Raw genomic sequence first — 17048 nt, forward strand, 5'->3', positions numbered from 1 at the left:
GGGAAAAACATGGACTCAATCACCATTGCGCTTTTCGCAATTATTCAAGCAAAGTATGTTAATGTGGATTTCTTAAATAGCTGGGCTATTAGGATGCGGTGTAAATTACCCGAACATACCGATTGGCTGGGTCAACTGGAGGTTTGCCAGAACCTTGAGTGTGCTGAAGGCGTGCTCAGAGAAGAAGTGATAAATTCTGGGATTGATGTAAGTAAAACTTTGCCAAAACTATTTGTGGGCTTCCTATATTTGCGACTGAAGAAAAAAGAGTTGACCTTGCAGGAGTTTGAAAGTGAGCTGATCGATATTGCCGATGCTTACGATATAGCGGGACTGGAAATTGAGCGCATCAAAGTCGCACTTCCTGAATTGGAAGCGAATTTTGAATTTCAGAAACTACTCGACGAGATGGCGTGCCAGAGTTTAGACCACTTACGCCAGGTTGAAGCGTTAGCGATTTAGTTTTCAGTGCGTCGTGGTGGCTTGGGCTAATTAATGTAGCCGCCGTTACGGAGCCTTGATCGAAAGCGTTGGACGATGTTTTATAGAATTAGGTTCAGCGGCGCATGCTAAGGAGGTGCTGCCTTAGTCGATTTCTAAGAAATTCGGAGACGAGTTTTCCGGCGCGACTTAACGGCTTCGGCTTTTAGAACGAATTCATGCCAACACACACGTTACCGGCGCAATCACGCGGGACAGTCAATCATCACGCTTATATCGCGTCACAAATCATCAATTGAATTGGGGGATTGATTGTGGCTAAGTTTTCGTTAATCAGAGGGTGGTTGGAATGTTCTTTTGAGGATATTCCTCAAATAAGAGTAGCGATAGATGAGCATTGGAAATATTATGAGCCTTACGCTCTGACGGAAAAGCAGGCGGAATTATATAAAAACGGCTGGATTTTCCCTTCCGCTCCGATCAACTGGATCAGTCTCGTATTTTACGGCGGCAATGTGAACGAACGAGCCACTCAGTTCTTGAAGGAGTGTCTCGAAAAAATATCACGCATGGAGTTGGAGGTCTGCGGGACATTTTTTGTTGATGACGAAGAAAGTGAAGATTTGCGTGTATGGACGTTAAGTGAGGGAGTATTTCATGACGTTAAGCGAGATCTTTCTGTAAAGCCGAAATTCATTGGGTAAGTGATGATATTCAGTTATCTATTAAATAAGTTATTGGTCGTTGATGGCAGGGCTTGCTTTGTGGATTGAACGGGCGCGGTCGGATTCTTGAGTCTGGCGATACCGACGGTGAAAGGTAGAGCCGAGTGGCCTTGCGACATGAATCGCGCGGCGCTATTTTTTTGATTCCGATTTCTATCCGCAGCACGAAGCACGGTAGCTTCCGTGAGTATGCACTTGGATTGGCGAGGTGCAGTAAAGAAATAGTGCGTGGGTCATCGGGGCATCTGAACAGACTGCTGCTATGCTCTATGAGTGGTATGCGCAAGTAGTTAGTACTCAATCGAGCAACAATCGAGGACGCCCTCGCGACATTTCGGACAAGCCTGGCCGTGCGCAAAATCGAGAACCATCGTTCCCTCGCGCTTGCAATGCGTGCAAATAATGTGGTCGGTAGAATAGTCCACTCCCCGCTCTCCCGCACTTTCAGCAATCAGGAATTCGACGGTCGGTTCCAGGCGATACGTGATGCGTGGTGGTTTCTTTTTATGAAACACATGAACCTCCCGTATGAGCTGATGCACAACGATGAGTTCGTCAACACGCGGGCCCCACCGATTGTCTGTTGGCAGCGCGAACGCTGTCACGCAAGCATGACAGAGCATCTCGCTATAACCCTCATGATGGGAGTGACCGCTGTAAAAGTCGAAATCGCACGCCCTGCATGTGCAGTGCTGACCCCAACTCATGCGTCGGTTACCGTGTCTGTCACATTGGTCTCTGTTGCCGCCCGCCCTTGCCGGCGCCGATTGAGCGAATGCGCGACCCACAGGAGCAGGGCAGGCCAGAGCGACACCCCGATGCACCACAGCAGACATGGAACCAGGCCCATCGTCATGTCACTTAAGCGCGGCATCCCCGCGACGACGGCAAGGCCCAGCGCACTGGCAAGGAAAAAAATTGCCGAGAACAGCCAGCGGTTGCCCTTTCCTGCCACGGCAAGCATGATGCCGGGAGAAATAGCCGACCCCACCACCAAAAAGATCCCCCCGCCCAGCTTTACGAGCATAAAGTAAGCCGTGACCAGCATGAACACCATCAAACCGACATGGAAATACCAGGGAAGGTACTTCGGGTGTTGCGCCAGTGAAGGTGACGTGCTTTCGGCGTGCGTGTTCATGAAGCTTCTTTCAGGTGAGCGACGGATTCGTCGCGACATGCGGTGTTGGCCGGCCGAGATGACCTTGAACGCCTACGTAACAGCGCTGCGCGCAGTGACCACAGCTGCCGTCTCGCTCTCCGGCTGTCGATTCGCATGCGCGTCCACGCCCTACAGCGAGCGCACGTGGTCCGACAGCACCAGCACCGGCCCGCTCGCCACCAGTACCATTTCGCGCACCATCAAATTGAGCCGCATCTGCACCGCGTCGCGCAAAGGTCCCTGGATCGGTTTAAACCCGAACATCTTCAGCACCCCCTTCACGATCTCTTCCTGGCTGGCGCCGAAGTGGCGTTCCACCACCTGGATGATGGCCACCTCAATCTCTTTCGGCGGCAGCATGTCCGCGCGGCGCAGCCCTTCCGAATCGACAAAGGTGCGGTCGCGCGGCGTCACCGGGCTGCCCGGCTTCCACACAAAGCCGTTCAGGCGCGCCACCAGTCCCTGTGCCACGGCCGCATCGACCGCGCGCTCGGTGGCCGCCGCCATGCGCGGGCCGACCCGCTGCAAGCCCCAGGTATTGCGCAGCCGGACCACGATTTCGTCCAGGTGCACCGGCCCTTCGATGTAGACGATCTGCTCGACCAGGTCGACCAGCACATCCAGCGGTGCGTCGTGCAACTCGTAGTCGCCGCCCGGCTTGACCAGCACCGCTTCCACATAGCGGTTCCTGCGCTGCGGCGCTTCCTCGGCCGGCGTGATCGCCACTTCGGTGAGGATCTCGCGTTCGATCTGCACCCCTTGCGGCGGTGGCGGTTTGTGCAGCTTCTTGCTTTCTTCGGCGCGCAGGTCGAGCGTCTTGCGCGCTTCGTTGATGGCGACGATCGTGCGCTGTAATTGCTCCTGCGGGCGCTGGAACCAGTCGGTGCTCCAGATGCGGTGGATGATCCAGCCGTGGTCTTCCAGCACCGCCTGGCGCAGGCGGTCGCGATCGCGCGCGGAACTCGACGAGTGATACGCCGCGCCGTCGCATTCGATCCCCAGCAGGTAGCGCCCCGGACGGTCCGGGTCGGGAATGGCCAGGTCGATAAAGAAGCCGGCGATGCCTACCTGCGGATGGACCTCGAAGCCGCGCTCCTGGAGTGCGTTCGCAACTTCGACTTCGAACAGGCTGTCGTAATCGCGCCCGCTGCGCACGGCCATGCCCAGCTGCCCTGTGCGCGCATAGCGCAGGAACAGTTTGAAGGCCTGCACGCCCTTGCCCTTGCCGCGTTCGAGGTCGATGTCTTCGTCGGTGATCGACGCGAACACCTCGCAGCGGCGCTTGGCGCGGCTGATCAGCACATTGAGGCGTCGTTCGCCGCCGTCCGCGCTCAACGGCCCGAAACGCATGTTCACCGTGCCGTTGGCATTGCGTCCGTAACCGACCGAAATGAGGATTACATCGCGCTCGTCGCCCTGCACGTTTTCGAGGTTCTTGATAAAAAACGGCTCGCTCGGATGCGACTGGAAAAAACTCTCGGCGCGCTGGTCGGCGCGCCGCAGCACTTCCAGCTGGTCTTCGATCGCCTTGCGCTGCGCCACCGAGAAGGTGGCCACGCCCAGCGAATGCTGCGCCGACTGCAGCGCGTGCCGCATGATGGCCTCGGCCACCGCCTTCGCTTCCTGCTCGTTGGTGCCGGTGTTGCCGCTGTCGAAAACGCCGTCCGCCACGTGCGTGAACGACAGGCCCATGCCCGCTTCCTGCGTGTACGGACTCGGTACGATGAACAGTTTGTTCTCGTAGAACTGGCTGTTCGATACCGCGATCAGCGACTGGTGGCGGCTGCGGTAGTGCCAGCGCAGCATGCGCTGCGGCAGGCCGCGCGCGGTAAACAGCCCCAGAATGCTTTCGATGTCGGACACCTGGGCTTCGCCGCCGTCGGTTTCCTCTTCGCTGGCATTGTCGTCGGTCAGCTTGGCGAAAAAGCGCGTCGGCGGCAGCTGGCGTTCATCGCCCACCACCACCACCTGGCGGCAGCGCGCGATGGCGCCGAGGGCGTCGACCGGCTGGATCTGGCTTGCTTCATCCATCACCAGCAGGTCGAAGGTGAGCAGGCCCGGTGGCAGGAACTGCGCCACCGACAAGGGGCTCATCATCAATACCGGCTTGATCGCCTGGATCGCCGGCGCTGCCTTGAGCATCAACTGGCGAATCGGCATGTGGCCGCGCCGGCGCGCCAGTTCGCCGCGCAGCACGCCCAGCGGGCCGATCGCGCTGCCGCCTTGCGGAATGCGCTGGAAGTGCGCACGCGCCACCTGCAGGCCGGCGGCGCGGATGCGCTGGTGGTCCAGTTCCACGAACTGCTGCACTTCGCTGTCGTGCACCTGGCCGTCGAAACTGGCCAGGGCCGGTTCGGCGCGCACCTGGGATGCGTACAGCGCTTCGAAATAGCTCATGTTGAACGAGGCCGGGGCCGCGCCGGTGGCGAGGCGGCCGCTTTCCATCTCGTCGACGAAGCGCGCCATGCCCATCAAACGCGCCATGCCGCTGCGCTCGCGCCAGGTGACCCAGCGCGACAACTGCTCGGCGTAGGTGATCCAGTCGGCAAAGCGCACCAGCAGGTCGGCAATCGGCACCTGCGCCGCGCTGTCGGCGCCGAACAGCGACTGGGCGTCGGCGCACAGCGTTTCGAACAAGCCTTCGAGTTCGTTGTTCCAGGTGATGTAGCCCTGTTCCAGCGCCAGCGCGCGCTGCAAGGGCAGGTTGCGGTCGTCGTGGCGCGCCACCATCGCCGGCAGCGCCGGATTGGCATTGATCCACTGCGCCGCGCCGATCAAAAAGCTCCAGTCCGAGGCCGCGCCTTGCCAGTGCGAGCCGAACGCCTGTTCGCCCAGCACGCGCGCGTCGTCGATGCTGGCCGCGATGCGCTGCGCCGTGATCAGGGCGTCCAGCACCGGCAGCAGGTCGGACAAATGGGCCGGCCGGAACGCCAGTGCGCTGCGCACCGTGCCCAGGGCCGCGTCGAGGGCGACGACAAAGGTGCCCACTTCGGCCAGGTTGGCATGTTCCACCGTCAGGATGTCGGGGAACATGTGGCGGATCGCCGCGCCGCAGTCGTTCCAGCAGTCGCGCAGCAGGGTCAAGGTGTTGTCGAGCGAGCGCTGGACGTGGTCCACGCGCACGCCGAGGGCAGGGCGGTCGCTCACGCTGGCGGCGATCAGGCGCGGTTCCGGCCCCATGCCGCGCAGGGTGCGCATCCACGCCACCAGGGCGCGCAGCGGCACCGGCGACGAGCGCTCGGCGCGCCAGTCGCCGCCGAAGGCGGTGCGTCCCAGCTGGTCGTTCTCGCGCAAGAAGCGCATGGTTTTCTGGCCGGCCGAGAGGCGGTCCAGGATGTCGATCTGGCTGACCAGCTCAATGTCCGGATTGCGCAGCACCGATTTGATCAGGCCATTGGCGCGCCGCCAGTCGTCGCGCAAAAAGCGCAGCATGCTGCTGCCGTGGATGGCCAGTGTCTGGCGCACGCCGGTCAGGTCGGTGTCCCAGGCTTCGTCGAGCACCTTGTCGGCCAGGTACGCGCGGGCCTCGTGCAAGGTGGCCACCGCCTCGGCCAGGTCGGCGGCCTGCTCGATGCCGTGGTCCCAGACGCTGGCCGACAATACCTCGGCGCTGACGTCCGGCGCGCAGGCGATGCGCTGGCCCAGCACCAGCGCCTTGCCGATTTCGGACAGGGTATCGGTACGCGCCGCGGCGCCCAGGTGTTCGCGCAGGCGTTCGGTGTCTTGCAGCAGCGTCGGCAACTGCACCGCCAGGCGCGCCAGGCGCCCGAAGGCGGCGTCGCTCATGCCGGCCGGCAGGGGGCGCAGCGCGTGACGCACCGGTTTCAGGTCGAGGTGCCAGGCGTCGGGCGTGGCTTTGCCTTCCAAAAAGGTGACCAGTTGCGCATATTGCGCGCCCTGTTCCACCAGGTTGGTCATGTCTTCGCGCTGCGTGGTCCACACCGGCGACGACAAGGCCTGGCGCGACAGGCGCGGCGCGCTGGCCACCCGCTGCGCCATGTCGGCGATGCGGGCAAAATCGGCGCAGCTGTCGGGCGGGCCCATGTCGAGCGCGGCGGCCAGGGTGGTCTGGCTGGCCGCCAGTTCCGACAAGCCGCTGCTGGCGCGCGTGATGCGTTGGGCGAGGCGCTCCATTTCGGTCGGCGAGATATTCGTCATGCGCACGCCGCGCCACGGGTGCTGCGAGGGCAGGCCCATCTCGGCCAGGCGCTGCGCCAGTTCGCTCACCAGTTGGTAGCGCTGCGCGCGTTCGTCCGGGGTCCAGGTTTCGGGCTGGTCGAACGGGTTGTTCAAGGGCGCCACGCGCTGGCGCTGCAGTTCGGTGATGTGGCCGATCACCTGGTAGGGCGTCAGGCGCGCCACCGGATGCTCGGCGTGCATGCGGTCCGCATGGCCGTTGAGGGTGTCGCGCGCCAGTTGCAGGCGCGCGTTGAGGGTGGGGGGCAGTTCGCCGCGCGGCGCGCCCAGGTCGGCGGTGCGGCGCAGTTCTTCCAGCAGCACGCGCTTGTTGGCCTTGTTGCTGTGCAGTTCGAGGCAGGCGTCGCCCACGCCGGCATGATCGAGCCGGCGCTTGACCACGTCCAGCGCGGCCATTTTTTCGGCCACGAACAGCACGCTCTTGCCATCGGCGACCGCCGAGGCGATGATGTTGGCAATCGTTTGCGACTTGCCGGTGCCGGGCGGGCCCTGGATCACCAGGTTGCGCCCGCTGCGCACGTCGTGCACGGCCAGCGCCTGCGAGCTGTCGCAGTCGACGATGTGCAGCAGTTCGGCGGGCGGGATGACGGCGTCGATCGGGGTGCCGTCCGGGATCGTCAAGGTGTCGCTGCCAAAGCCGTCCGACAGCAGGCCGCGCATCAGCGGCTGGCCGAGCAGGCCTTGCTGCACCGGCCACACCGACGGATCGAGGTCGCGGTACATCAGGAATTTGGCGAACGAGAAAAAGCCCATCACCACGTCGTCGGCGAGCACCTTCCAGTTTTCTTTCGAGGCGATCGCCTGCGCGACGTCGTTGATGTAGGCGGTGGGGTTGAAGTCGTCGCCGGCCTCGAAGGCGGGCAGGGTGATGCCGTGCACGCGGTGCAAAAACGCTTCGAGCGAGAGGTTGGCCGACAGTTCTTCCTGGCGCCAGCGCAGCTTGAACTGTTCGGCCGCGTTGCCGCGCTGGAGACTGACTGGTATCAGGATCAGCGGCGCGTAGCGGATGTTCCTGGCGTTGGCCGGGTCGATCCATTTCAGGGTGCCGAGCGTGAGGTACAGGATATTGACGCCCTGTTCTTCTTCCAGGGTGCGGGCGTCGTTGTACAGGTCGAGCAGGCGCTTTTGCAGGCCCTTGGAGGTCAGCTTGGTCTGCAGCTTGGTGTCGTTATGGCGCAGCATGACGCCGTTTTCATCGACTTCCTCGTCGGGCTGGGCCAGTTCGTCGAGCACGCCGGCGTCTTCGGCCAGCTGCGCCGCGGTGGCCACGAAGGCCGCGCTGTGCCCGGGCAGGAAGGTGAGCGCGCGGTTTTCCGTGACCAGCATGCGGAAAATATCGCTCGAACGCTCGTCGATCACGTCGATGATGCGGGTCGACTTGGCCGAACGCGGGATGTTCAGCAGCCGGTTGCGGGCCGACAGGTCGAGCAGCTCCATGCGCGCGCGCTCGAGCTTGTCGTGCGCGCTCAGGTTGCGATCAAGGAATTCCGAGATCTTTTCCTGCGCCGCATCGGGCGCCGCGCCGGCCACCGGTTCGGGCGCAGCATCGGCCGTGCCCTCGACCACGCCATCAGTCACGGGATCGATCTTCTTGCTTTCAGCTTCACTCATGAATTAATACTCGCGCCGATCCGGTTTGATTTCCTGCAAAATGGTGGTGGCGATTTCCTCGATGGACTTGGTGGTCGACGACAGCCAGCGGATGCCTTCGCGCTTCATCATCAGCTCGGCCTCGTTGACTTCGTAGCGGCAATTCTCGATCGACGCGTACTTGCTGCCGGCGCGCCGCTCATGGCGGATTTCGGACAGGCGCTCCGGCGTGATCGACAACCCAAAAATCTTGTCGCGGAACGGCGGCAGCGACGAGGGCAGGCGGCCGCGCTCGAAATCGTCGGGAATGAGCGGATAGTTGGCCGCTTTGATGCCGTACTGCATCGCCAGGTACAAGCTGGTCGGGGTCTTGCCCGAGCGCGACACGCCCACCAGAATCACGTCGGCGGCCGACAGGTTCTTGTGCGACTGCCCATCGTCATGCGCCAGCGAGAAATTGATCGCTTCGATGCGGTTCTTGTACTCTTGGCTGTCGACAATATTGTGCGAGCGCCCGATGGTGTGGGTCGACTTGACGCCCAGTTCCTGTTCCAGTGGGGCAACAAAAGTCTGGATCAAGTCCATATGCATGCCGCGCGACTGCCGAATCACGTTCGACAGGTCGGGCTTGACCAGGGTCGAAAACACGATCGGCCGCTGGCCGTCGGTGGTCAAGGCCTCGTTGATCTTGCGCGCCGCGTCGTACGCCTTGTCGAGCGTATCGATAAACGGCAGGCGTACCTGGCGGAAACGCATTTCGAACTGGGTGAGGACGGCGTGGCCGAATGTCTCTGCGGTAATACCTGTGCCGTCGGAAACGAAAAACACGGTCCGGGCGGAGGTGGGCAGGGGTGGGCGTGGTTCTGTGGTCATATTTGTCGTGTCGGCTTCCTGTGCTGCCAATGTTTCAAGTTGTGCGCTGTAAATTCGCGGCGCAAGCTGTAAAATGCTCTGCAACGCATCAATTGTGCGGCACGGCCCCAAGAATAACAAGAAAACATAGTCAGTTCCGCCCTGCGACCAGATTTCTACTATCAGTAAGGGTGTTTGTTATGACCAACTTGTCTACCGCAGCATTGAAGGAACCGGATCGCACTGGCGTCTACGTGGCATCGTTCGAAACATTGCGCATGACGGATGTCGAATCCGTCGGCGGCAAAAACGCTTCGCTCGGTGAAATGATCAGCCAACTGGCTGGCGCCGGCGTGCGCGTGCCGGGCGGCTTTGCCACCACGGCCGACGCCTTCCGCGACTTCCTGGCGCACGGCGTCGACGGCGGCCCATCGCTGGGCGACCGTATCGCGACCCGCCTCGAAGGCTTGAACATCGACGACGTGCGCTCGCTCGCCGTCGCCGGCGCCGAGATCCGCAAGTGGATCGTCGAAACGCCGTTCCAGGCCCGCCTGGAAGAAGAAATCCGCACCTTCTACGCGCGCCTGGTGGCCGATTCCGAAGTCGAAATGTCGTTCGCCGTGCGTTCCTCGGCCACCGCCGAAGACTTGCCGGATGCGTCTTTCGCCGGCCAGCAGGAGAGTTTTTTGAACGTGGTCGGGATCGACAATGTCTTGGAGGCGATGAAGCACGTGTTCGCGTCGCTGTACAACGACCGCGCCATTTCCTACCGCGTGCACAAGGGCTTTACCCACGCCGAAGTGGCCTTGTCGGCCGGCGTGCAGCGCATGGTGCGCTCGGACCTGGGCGCCGCCGGCGTGATGTTTACCATCGATACCGAATCGGGTTTTAAGGACGTGGTGTTTGTCACCTCCAGCTATGGCCTGGGCGAGACGGTGGTGCAGGGCGCGGTCAATCCCGACGAATTCTATGTGCATAAACCGATGCTGGAACAGGGCAAGTCGCCTGTGATCCGCCGCAATATCGGCTCCAAGCTGGTGAAGATGGAATTTACCAGCGAGGCCAAGGCCGGCCGCTCGGTCAAGACCGTCGACGTGCCGATCGAAATGCGCAACCGTTATTCGCTCAATGACGCCGAAGTGGTGGAACTGGCCAAGTACGCCGTCATCATCGAAAACCACTACGGCCGTCCGATGGACATCGAGTGGGGCAAGGATGGCCGCGACGGCAAACTGTACATCCTGCAAGCGCGTCCCGAGACCGTCAAGTCGCAGCAAAAAGCCACCGACGCCCAGCAGCGCTTCAAGCTCAAAGGCAGCGGCACGGTGCTGGCGCAGGGCCGCGCCATCGGCCAGAAGATCGGCGCGGGCCGCGTGCGCGTGATTCACGATCCGTCCGAAATGGAACGGGTGCAGCCGGGCGACGTGCTGGTGGCCGACATGACCGACCCGAACTGGGAACCGGTGATGAAGCGCGCATCGGCCATTGTCACCAACCGTGGCGGGCGTACCTGCCACGCGGCGATCATCGCGCGCGAACTGGGCGTGCCGGCCGTTGTCGGTTGCGGCGACGCCACCGAAACACTGAAAGACGGCATGCTGGTCACCGTCTCCTGCGCCGAAGGCGACGAGGGCATGATCTACGACGGCTTGCTGGAAACGGAAGTGTCGGAAGTGGCGCGCGGCGAACTGCCGCCAATCGCCACCAAGATTATGATGAACGTCGGGAACCCGCAGCTGGCCTTCGACTTCCAGTCGATTCCGAACGGCGGCGTGGGCCTGGCGCGCCTGGAGTTCATCATCAATAACAATATTGGTGTGCACCCGAAAGCGATTCTCGAGTATCCGAACATCGATGCGGACCTGAAAAAAGCGGTGGAGTCGGTCGCGCGCGGGCATGCCTCGCCAAAGGCGTTCTACGTCGACAAGCTGGCCGAAGGGATTGCGACGATTGCCGCCGCCTTCTGGCCGAAGCCGGTCATCGTGCGCCTGTCCGACTTCAAGTCGAACGAGTACAAGAAGCTGATCGGCGGTTCGCGCTACGAGCCGGATGAAGAAAACCCGATGCTCGGTTTCCGTGGCGCCGCGCGTTACCTGTCGCCGGACTTTGCCGAGTCGTTCGAGATGGAATGCGCCGCCATGAAACGCGTGCGCAACGACATGGGCCTGACCAACGTCGAGATCATGGTGCCGTTCGTGCGTACCCTCGGCCAGGCCGAAAAAGTGGTCAACCTGCTGGCCAAGAATGGTCTCAAGCGCGGCGAAAACGGCCTGCGCCTGATCATGATGTGCGAAGTGCCGTCGAATGCGATCCTGGCTAACGAGTTCCTGCAGCACTTCGACGGTTTCTCGATCGGTTCCAACGACCTGACCCAGCTGACCCTGGGCCTGGACCGCGATTCTGGCATGGCGCTGCTGGCGGCCGATTTCGACGAGCGCGATCCGGCGGTCAAGGCGCTGCTGTCGATGGCGATCAAGGCTTGCCGCGACCAGGGCAAGTACATCGGCATCTGCGGCCAGGGGCCGTCCGACCATCCGGACTTTGCGGCATGGCTGATGGGCGAAGGCATCGAGTCGATGTCCTTGAATCCCGATTCGGTGATCGATACCTGGCAGAAGCTGGCCGCGTTGTAATACATCGGTACCCGGCGTGACTGCGCCGGTGCGACCATCGAACCCGTCGTTTCTGTCAATTGCGGAAACGACGGGTTTTTCGTTTCAGGCCCGCGCCAGCCGCTCCAGGTACGCGCAGAACATATCGGCCATGGCATCGGCATAGGCTGCGATTTCCGGCAAGGTGCGAGGGCTTTCCGAAAAATCCTTCCCCACGGTACTCATTGTCGCGGTGACCAAGTCGCAGGCCAGCGCGCGGCTGGCGTGAGCGGCATGCGGCAGCAGCTCCTGCATGAAGTCCTGGAAGATGTTGCCCCCGGCAGTCTTCGCCGCCTGCGCTTCCGGCGCATCGCGGTAGAGCGGCGCCGCGTCGCCCAGCGCCACGCGCATGCCGGCTTCCTCGCACTCGGAGCGGATGAAGGCGTGTACCAGCGCGCGCAGCCGTTCGGGCGCCGGCTTGTCGCGCTCCTCCAGGATCGTGCGCAGCATGTCCGTGGTCTGCTGCCATTCGTCGCCTTGCAGCCGGAACAGGATGGCCGCCTTGTTCGGGAAATACTGGTACACCGAGCCGATACTCACGCCCGCCCGCTCGGCCACCCGCGCCGTCGTAAACCGCGGCGCCCCTTCCTGCTCCAAAACCTGAACAGCCGCTTCCAGGATTGCCGACACGAGTTCGGTCGAACGGGCCTGCTTGGGCGCCTTGCGCGAGGAGATTTGCGGGGTCGGACGTTTGCTCATGGGTACCCCTGGAAGCGCAAAAAAATGCGATTAGAAAATGTGACTGATTCCTCATATTATAACAACACGACGAACTAGTCGCATTTCTTAACCGGGCGCCGAGCGCGTCCACATTCGGATTGGACCCATCATGACCAACACATTGACTACCGCTCCGCTGCCGGCCTTGCTGGAGCGCCTGTTCGCCCAAGCGGCATCGGCCACCAGCCCCGCGCTGGCAAGCATGTCGCAGGAAGAGCGCGAGCGTCTCATGCTCAGCAAAACCGGTTACGTGGAGTTGTACAGCCGCCTGAAGGACCTCTGGCTGCCCGTCTCGCGCGACACCGGCACCTTGCTTTACATGCTGGCGCGCAGCACGCGCGCCCGCTCCATCGTCGAATTCGGCACCTCCTTCGGCATCTCGACCCTGCACCTGGCCGCCGCCCTGCGCGACAACGGCGGCGGGCGCCTGATCACCAGCGAATTCGAGCCGTCCAAGGTGGCGAAGGCGCGCGAGCACCTCACTGAAGGCGGCCTGATCGATCTGGTAGAGATCCGGGAAGGCGATGCGCTCCACACCCTGGCCGCCGGCCTGCCCGATTCGGTCGACCTGCTGCTGCTCGATGGCGCCAAGGCGCTGTACCGCGACGTGCTGGCGCTGCTGGAAGGACGCTTGCGGCCGGGCGCCCTGGTCATCGCCGACAACGCCGATCACAGCCCGGAATACCTGGCGTACGTGCGCGCGCCCGGCAGCGGCTTTTTGTCGGTTCCGTTTGCGGGCGATGTGGAAGTGTCGCTCAAGCTGGGCTGAGGCGACGAGGCGCGGTATTCTGTAGTTGACACTTCCCCAGAACCCGCTAGACTAAGCGCATTAAAGTCAATCCAACGAACCCACTATAAAAACCGACTTTTCAACAAATTCGCACCCTCGTCGTCCATCCCGGGCCACGGGGGTTTTTGCTTTTTTTAACTTGAAGTCCCTCTTGGAGGAGTGTCATGGCTGACTGGACTTGGTGGCTGGCGCTGTCTGGCGCACTGGTAATGCTGGAGCTCTTCACGGGCACCTTCTACCTGCTGATGATCGCCATCGGCGTGGCGTGCGGCGCGATCACGGCGCTGATGGGCTACAGTACCGCTGCCCAGGCCCTGACCGCCGCCGTGGTCGGCGTGATCGCCACCGGGCTGCTGCACCGCAGCCGCTTCGGCGCGCCCGCTCGCCAGGATGCCGCGCGCGACCCGAACGTGAACATGGACATCGGCCAGAGCGTCGTCGTCGCCACCTGGACCGACGGCAAGGCGCGCGTCATGTACCGCGGCGCGCCCTGGGATGTGCAACTCGGCCCCGGCGCACTGGCTGAAGCGGGCAGTTTCAGGATAGTGGAAGTGCAGGGCAGCCGCCTGATCGTCGCCAACAACGAACTAACAGCTAACTAACAGCTAACTAACAACAAAGAGGAGAAACAGGCTATGGAAGGTTTCGGAATAATGACACTCATCGTTCTCGGCGCGGCGGTGGTGTTCGTCGTCATGGCGGTCAACGTGGTGCCGCAGCAGCACGCCTGGGTGGTCGAACGCCTCGGCAAATACCACAAGACCCTGGTGCCGGGCCTCTCCATCGTGGTGCCGTTCATCGACCGCATCGCGTACAAGCACATTCTCAAGGAAATTCCGCTCGACGTCCCGCCGCAGGTCTGCATCACGCGCGATAACACCCAGCTGCAGGTGGACGGCATTTTGTACTTCCAGATCACCGATCCGATGCGCGCCTCGTACGGCTCGTCGAACTACCTGGCGGCCATCACCCAGCTGGCCCAGACCACCCTGCGTTCGGTGATCGGCAAGATGGAGCTCGATAAAACCTTCGAAGAGCGCGATCACATCAACGTCACCATTGTCAACGCGATCGACGAATCTGCCGCCAACTGGGGCGTCAAGGTGCTGCGCTATGAAATCAAGGACCTCACCCCGCCGCAGGAAATCCTGCACGCGATGCAGGCGCAGATTACCGCCGAACGCGAGAAACGCGCGCTGATCGCGGCCTCGGAAGGGCGCAAGCAGGAGCAGATCAACATCGCCACCGGCGAGCGCGAAGCGGCCATCGCCCGCTCGGAAGGCGAGAAGCAGGCCTCGATCAACCGCGCCGAAGGGCAGGCCAAGGCCATCGTGGCGCTGGCCGAAGCGAACGCCGAAGCGCTGCGCCAGATCGCGGCCGCCATCCGCGAGCCGGGCGGGCAGGATGCGGTCAACCTGAAGGTGGCCGAGCAGTACGTGCACGCGTTCTCGGAACTGGCCAAGACCAACAATTCGATCATCGTGCCGGCCAACCTGGGCGAGATGAGCGGCTTGATCGCCAGCGCCATGCAGATCGTGAAAACCCAGAAATAGGAGCGGCCATGCGCGTGATCGTCATTACCGGCAGTTCGGACGGCATCGGCGCCGACATGGCGCGCCAGCTGGCCGCCCGCAACGGCGCCGGCGTGGCGCTGGTGCTGGCCGCCCGCAATGGCGCCATGCTCGATGCGGTGGCGGGGCAGTGCCAGGCGCTCGGCGCGCAGACGCTGGCGGTGCCGACCGATGTATCGGTGCAGGGCGAGTGCATCGCCCTGATCGACGCGGCGGTGGCGCGCTTCGGCCGCATCGACGCCTTGATCAATAATGCCGGGCGCTCGGCCCACGCCTTGTTCGAGGACGTGCAGGACCTGGGCTGGTACGAAGACCTGATGCGGGTGAACCTGTGGGGCAGCGTGTGGTGCACGCATGCGGCCCTGGCGCACCTGAAGGCGTCGCGCGGGAGCATCGTGGCGGTGTCGTCGCTGGCGGGACTGGTCGGCGTGCCGGGGCGCACCGCCTACGCGGCGACCAAGTTCGCCATGGCGGGTTTTTTCGAAGCCTTGCGCACCGAATTAAAGGGCGCGGGCGTGAGCGTGACGACCGCCTATCCGGGCGTGGTAGCCACCCAGATCCGCCATCACGGTTACAACGCGGCTGGGCAGCAGCTGGGCAAAAGCTTGCTCAAGGAAGAGGGCGCGATGTCGGTGGAAGAATGCGCACGCCTGATCATCGCGGGCATGGAGGGGCGCCGCCGCGAGGTGGTCATGACGGCCAAGGGCAAGGCCGGGCGCTTTCTCAAGCTGGTCGCGCCGGGCCTGGTCGAGCGGATGGCGCTGGCGGCCGTCAAGGAATTGTAGGGACTTGCGAGCTGATGCCGGCGCCCGTCATCGACATTGCTAGTCTTTCTTCCGAGTGCTTTTCATCATGCAGGGCGGGCGGGCCGGCCTTATCGGCAGGCGCGCGCGACGCGCCGTTCGGCTTCGGTGATCGCGGCATCGCGCTGCGGGTCCGAAATGAAATTGCGATTGCCCTTGTTGTCGACGGTATGAACGCCGCGCCCATCCCTCACGACGGCCAATTGCTGGCGCTCGTTGTTGCAGTCAATGGACTTGTTCCTGGCGCGGATTTTGGCATTGTCGGCTTCCAGCTTCTCAGCAGCCAGTTTTTGCTCATACTCGCTTTTCGAGGAGCCTCCCGGCGCAGCTTTCTGGGTGGCTGCCGGCTTTGCTTGCGCCTGTACGCCTGGCTGGACTGGCGCCGTGACATGCACCGGCGGTGGCATCGACGCGGTCGGCTTGCGGCTCGGGTCCCAGTTCGCGCCGGGACGGTCGTCGGCGTAGCGCTCATTCTTCTCTGCCAGCTTTTGCTGCCTGACCAAGGCATTGCGCTCGGCCAGGGTCGGCATCTTTTTCGCGTAGGCGCTGGCCGGTGGCGGGCACGGCGCGTTCTGATAAATCGGGTGGCTGTTCGGACCTTTGCATTTATACAGGCCCGCGTGGGCGCCGCTGCACAGGCTGGCAAGGATGAGCGTAAGGTAAAGCGAACGTGTCTGCATGCTGGTCGGGATAATGGGATGTCTGAAAGTGGAAGCGCGAGGGGCTTGGGCCTGCGTGGCGTCGCAGATTCTGGCAGCAATGGTTTTATTACGCAAGTAATCTTGCTCAAACAGTCAGGCCGCTGCCGGCGTTAAGCATCGCTAAAGACGTGCCGCGTATAACTTGCTCACCACTTACACAGGAGGCTGAGATGAAAAAACTGGTGCGCGAGAACAAGGGTTGGCTGGTGTTTTTGTTGTTATTCGGACTGTTCCGGACCGCGGTCGCGGACTGGAATCCGATTCCATCGGGCTCGATGCGGCCCAACCTGCTCGAAGGCGACGTGGTCTTCGTCAACCGCCTCGCCTACAACGTCAAGATTCCCCTGACCGACGTGGTACTGGCGCGCGTCGGCGAGCCGCGGCGCGGCGACGTGGTGACGTTTTCTTCGCCGGCGGACGGCACGCGCCTGATCAAGCGGCTGGTCGCGCTGCCGGGCGACATCGTCGAAATGCGTGACGAGCAGCTCATTATCAATGGCCAGCCGGCCAGTTACGCCGCCGCCGGCACGGCGCTCGAGCCGCTCGGCGACGGCACCCGGGTCGCCGCCCAGAACGTCGACGAAACCTTCGCCGGCCACCGGCGCCGCATCCAGGTCATTCCGGAACTGATGGCGCCGCGCAACTTCGGACCGGTAACCGTACCCAAGGACCAGTTCATGATGCTGGGCGACAATCGCGACCGCAGCGCCGATTCGCGCATGGTGGGCATGGTGCCGCGCCATCTGCTGATCGGGCGCGCCGAGCGCATCCTGGCCTCGGCCGCTATCGACGGCAACTGGATGCCGCGCACGGAGCGCTTCGGCATGAAGATGCCGTAAGCCGTGTTG

Annotated in this window: 13 protein-coding genes; 8 read left to right on the plus strand and 5 right to left on the minus strand. The window is 62.6% G+C overall.

The window, feature by feature from the left end; genetic code table 11:
- Positions 1-9 precede the first annotated feature (9 nt).
- Both F0185_RS19785 and F0185_RS19790 read left to right on the plus strand, forming a co-directional pair.
- Positions 10-462, plus strand: a complete 453-nt coding sequence (locus F0185_RS19785; RefSeq protein ID WP_167227288.1) for a hypothetical protein — start codon at positions 10-12, stop codon at positions 460-462.
- Positions 463-755: 293 nt separating this feature from the next.
- Positions 756-1145 (plus strand): hypothetical protein, encoded by a 390-nt coding sequence (locus F0185_RS19790; RefSeq protein ID WP_167227290.1) that lies wholly within the window; start codon positions 756-758, stop codon positions 1143-1145.
- A gap of 724 nt (positions 1146-1869) precedes the next feature.
- Here the strand turns inward: F0185_RS19790 and F0185_RS19795 are convergent.
- From F0185_RS19795 to ppsR, 3 genes are all read right to left on the minus strand, one after another.
- Positions 1870-2304, minus strand: a complete 435-nt coding sequence (locus F0185_RS19795) for a hypothetical protein (RefSeq protein ID WP_167227292.1) — start codon at positions 2302-2304, stop codon at positions 1870-1872.
- 150 nt (positions 2305-2454) lie between these two features.
- The gene (locus tag F0185_RS19800; RefSeq protein ID WP_167227294.1) at positions 2455-8133 is read right to left on the minus strand and encodes a DUF3320 domain-containing protein; all 5679 of its coding nucleotides are present in this window, start codon (positions 8131-8133) and stop codon (positions 2455-2457) included.
- Between the two features lie 3 nt (positions 8134-8136).
- Entirely contained in the window at positions 8137-8985 is an 849-nt protein-coding gene (gene ppsR, locus F0185_RS19805) for a posphoenolpyruvate synthetase regulatory kinase/phosphorylase PpsR (protein WP_166878825.1), read from the minus strand.
- 257 nt (positions 8986-9242) lie between these two features.
- On the opposite strand from ppsR, the gene ppsA reads away from it, so the two are divergent.
- Positions 9243-11597, plus strand: a complete 2355-nt coding sequence (gene ppsA, locus F0185_RS19810) for a phosphoenolpyruvate synthase (RefSeq protein WP_229477103.1) — start codon at positions 9243-9245, stop codon at positions 11595-11597.
- An 84-nt stretch (positions 11598-11681) separates the two neighbouring features.
- Here ppsA and F0185_RS19815 read toward each other — a convergent pair whose 3' ends face one another.
- A complete protein-coding gene (locus F0185_RS19815) occupies positions 11682-12314 on the minus strand; it encodes a TetR/AcrR family transcriptional regulator (protein ID WP_167227297.1) in 633 nt (210 codons plus the stop codon).
- 130 nt (positions 12315-12444) lie between these two features.
- Here F0185_RS19815 and F0185_RS19820 point away from each other — a divergent pair, with 130 nt between their 5' ends.
- The 4 genes from F0185_RS19820 to F0185_RS19835 all read left to right on the plus strand — a co-directional run bounded on the left by F0185_RS19820 (position 12445) and on the right by F0185_RS19835 (position 15481).
- A complete protein-coding gene (locus tag F0185_RS19820; protein WP_167227299.1) occupies positions 12445-13104 on the plus strand; it encodes an O-methyltransferase in 660 nt (219 codons plus the stop codon).
- A gap of 185 nt (positions 13105-13289) precedes the next feature.
- Positions 13290-13727: an NfeD family protein gene (locus F0185_RS19825; RefSeq protein WP_167227301.1), complete on the plus strand. Its 438-nt coding sequence runs from the start codon at positions 13290-13292 to the stop codon at positions 13725-13727.
- 51 nt (positions 13728-13778) lie between these two features.
- Positions 13779-14678 carry an SPFH domain-containing protein gene (locus tag F0185_RS19830; protein ID WP_370664038.1) on the plus strand — a complete coding sequence of 300 codons (900 nt, stop codon included), beginning with the start codon at positions 13779-13781 and terminating at the stop codon, positions 14676-14678.
- 8 nt (positions 14679-14686) lie between these two features.
- Complete coding sequence (locus F0185_RS19835; RefSeq protein ID WP_167227305.1) at positions 14687-15481, plus strand: SDR family oxidoreductase; 795 nt, start codon at positions 14687-14689, stop codon at positions 15479-15481.
- Between the two features lie 89 nt (positions 15482-15570).
- Here the strand turns inward: F0185_RS19835 and F0185_RS19840 are convergent, their stop codons facing one another.
- Positions 15571-16275 carry a hypothetical protein gene (locus tag F0185_RS19840; protein ID WP_167227307.1) on the minus strand — a complete coding sequence of 235 codons (705 nt, stop codon included), beginning with the start codon at positions 16273-16275 and terminating at the stop codon, positions 15571-15573.
- 95 nt (positions 16276-16370) lie between these two features.
- Here F0185_RS19840 and lepB point away from each other — a divergent pair, with 95 nt between their 5' ends.
- Positions 16371-17039: a signal peptidase I gene (gene lepB / locus F0185_RS19845; protein ID WP_166884098.1), complete on the plus strand. Its 669-nt coding sequence runs from the start codon at positions 16371-16373 to the stop codon at positions 17037-17039.
- Positions 17040-17048 lie beyond the last annotated feature (9 nt).

The sequence above is a fragment of the Massilia rubra genome, assembly GCF_011682065.1.
GTDB lineage: Bacteria > Pseudomonadota > Gammaproteobacteria > Burkholderiales > Burkholderiaceae_D > Telluria_A > Telluria_A rubra.

Bases quoted from the DNA above. Each gene is read 5' to 3' on its own strand.
- lepB (WP_166884098.1), top strand. From the start codon at position 16,371: ATGAAAAAACTGGTGCGCGAGAACAAGGGTTGGCTGGTGTTTTTGTTG.
- F0185_RS19800 (WP_167227294.1), bottom strand. From the start codon at position 8,133: ATGAGTGAAGCTGAAAGCAAGAAGATCGATCCCGTGACTGATGGCGTG.
- ppsR (WP_166878825.1), bottom strand. From the start codon at position 8,985: ATGACCACAGAACCACGCCCACCCCTGCCCACCTCCGCCCGGACCGTG.
- F0185_RS19795 (WP_167227292.1), bottom strand. From the start codon at position 2,304: ATGAACACGCACGCCGAAAGCACGTCACCTTCACTGGCGCAACACCCG.
- F0185_RS19830 (WP_370664038.1), top strand. From the start codon at position 13,779: ATGACACTCATCGTTCTCGGCGCGGCGGTGGTGTTCGTCGTCATGGCG.
- F0185_RS19820 (WP_167227299.1), top strand. From the start codon at position 12,445: ATGACCAACACATTGACTACCGCTCCGCTGCCGGCCTTGCTGGAGCGC.
- ppsA (WP_229477103.1), top strand. From the start codon at position 9,243: ATGACGGATGTCGAATCCGTCGGCGGCAAAAACGCTTCGCTCGGTGAA.
- F0185_RS19835 (WP_167227305.1), top strand. From the start codon at position 14,687: ATGCGCGTGATCGTCATTACCGGCAGTTCGGACGGCATCGGCGCCGAC.
- F0185_RS19815 (WP_167227297.1), bottom strand. From the start codon at position 12,314: ATGAGCAAACGTCCGACCCCGCAAATCTCCTCGCGCAAGGCGCCCAAG.
- F0185_RS19825 (WP_167227301.1), top strand. From the start codon at position 13,290: ATGGCTGACTGGACTTGGTGGCTGGCGCTGTCTGGCGCACTGGTAATG.
- F0185_RS19785 (WP_167227288.1), top strand. From the start codon at position 10: ATGGACTCAATCACCATTGCGCTTTTCGCAATTATTCAAGCAAAGTAT.